The 1,648-nt window shown below is 52.9% G+C and carries 3 protein-coding genes; 2 read left to right on the top strand and 1 reads right to left on the bottom strand.

The window, feature by feature from the left end; genetic code table 11:
• Nucleotides 1-86: 86 nt before the first annotated feature.
• Both CW742_RS12190 and CW742_RS12185 read left to right on the top strand, forming a co-directional pair.
• A complete protein-coding gene (locus CW742_RS12190; RefSeq protein WP_292420749.1) occupies nt 87-563 on the top strand; it encodes a pyridoxamine 5'-phosphate oxidase family protein in 477 nt (158 codons plus the stop codon).
• Between the two features lie 67 nt (nt 564-630).
• Nucleotides 631-1,221, top strand: a complete 591-nt coding sequence (locus CW742_RS12185; protein ID WP_292420747.1) for a heme-binding protein — start codon at nt 631-633, stop codon at nt 1,219-1,221.
• A gap of 35 nt (nt 1,222-1,256) precedes the next feature.
• Here CW742_RS12185 and CW742_RS12180 read toward each other — a convergent pair.
• Nucleotides 1,257-1,648, bottom strand: a 392-nt coding sequence (locus tag CW742_RS12180) for a hypothetical protein (RefSeq protein WP_292420745.1), incomplete at its 5' end; no start/stop codon positions are given.

Here is a 1,648-nt window from a genome sequence, read left to right as displayed (position 1 = left end):
GGGTAGGAGTCCGTTGGGCATCTCCCAAAACCTCCGCCAGCCTTATGAGCCTCCCCGCTAATAGCATCTTTCGTGAGTGAATGGCCATGAAACCGGAAAAGATCCCGAAAATGACAAAATCCGAGTACGATGCGCTGATCGAACGACAGTATGTCTCGCGGATATCGTTTGGCGCATGTGAGCATCCCTATATTGCGCCCTTCATGTACGTGTTTGACAAAAAATACCTGTACTTCCTTTCCACAAAGTACGGCAGGAAGATGGAATATTTTGCCAAAAACCCGAACGTCTCGGTCGAGATCGAGGAGTACGCCCCGGACATGTCCCGCTTCTCTTTTGTCAGCCTGCAGGGATCTCTCGAAGAAGTGAAGGACCCGGCCGCAAAAAAGAAGGTCCGCCAGCAGTTCGTTGACATGGTGACAACAAAAAAACTCTCGCCCCATGTACTCACCGCCCTTGGCCACAAGCCAGGTGACCGCCCTGAGGTACTCGTCAACGAGGAGCGGTCGCTTGTCTGGAAACTGGTGGGTGTAAAGGATATCGTTGCCCTGAAAAACGGGTAACATCGTTTTTCTTTATCCCTTTGGCAGGAGACGCGCTTTTATGAGCTGCACCGCCCCATGAGGCAGTATGCGCACGATACTTCTTGTGAGCGGTGCCCTTGCAGCGATCCTGATCATTGCCCTGCTGGTCATGATGTCATCTGCAGGAATAATCCCGTACACAGTCACGGGAAAGAACGGGGAGATCGAGTTCCGGCACTACCCTGCGCTGGTGCTTGCCACGGTCGACTCTGCCAATGACGATGCGGGCTTTAACCTGCTCTTTGCCTACATCTCCGGCAGCAACAGGCCAAAGGAGAAGATCCCGATGACTGCTCCGGTCATCACTTCGCAGAAGATTCCCATGACCGCCCCGGTAATTTCCGATGCAGGAACCATGTCGTTTGTGATGCCCGCGGGAACAACGCGGGAGGAGACTCCTGACCCGACAGACAGCAGGGTCCGGATCGAGGTCATACCGGAACGGGACATCGCCGTTGTCCGGTTTTCGGGATATGCATCCTCTGAAGACGTGGAATCTGAAACATCACGGTTGCTTGAGGGATTACAGAACAATGGCGTTGTTACCTCGGGCCAGCCGTTCCTGATGCGGTACGATTCCCCGTGGACGCCCGGATTCCTGCGGAGAAACGAAGTGGCAATAGAAATCCGGCGGTAGCGGGGGGTCCGGCCGGGGATCGGAATCTAATCAGCCTAAATCCTCTTTGGCGTAACATCGATAACGGAAAACGATACCAGATAGGGATCGTCAGGTGAACCAATTTCGATCACCGCTACGTGCGTGGGACTCATGTTTACCAGCATTTCAGATTCGTAGTGCCCGTCAATAAGGACATTGAAGAATACATCCAGGTTATAGTCGGGCGCAGGAATATCGGCCAGCATGCTGTTTCCGGGATCCAGGCTGTATATCCTTCCACACAAATTCGTACCTGACAGATTAACAATCTGTATCTCGACAGAATGTGTCTGGTTCGGGTCCAGGTTACGGACAATAAAGAGAGGTTGCCGGACATTTTCAGAGTGCTTGGGAATGGCCAATACTGACTCTTTGAGGACCCCGTCAATGGCTCTTTTGATCAGGT

It is taken from the genome of Methanoregula sp. (genome assembly GCF_002835825.1).
Lineage (GTDB): Archaea > Halobacteriota > Methanomicrobia > Methanomicrobiales > Methanospirillaceae > Methanoregula.
The sequence above is the reverse complement of the archived record's forward strand: the minus strand, read 5'-3'. Positions and strand labels throughout refer to the sequence as shown.

Excerpts from the sequence above, each read along its gene's own strand:
- CW742_RS12185 (WP_292420747.1), top strand. The coding sequence starts at position 631 with ATGCGCACGATACTTCTTGTGAGCGGTGCCCTTGCAGCGATCCTGATC.
- CW742_RS12190 (WP_292420749.1), top strand. The coding sequence starts at position 87 with ATGAAACCGGAAAAGATCCCGAAAATGACAAAATCCGAGTACGATGCG.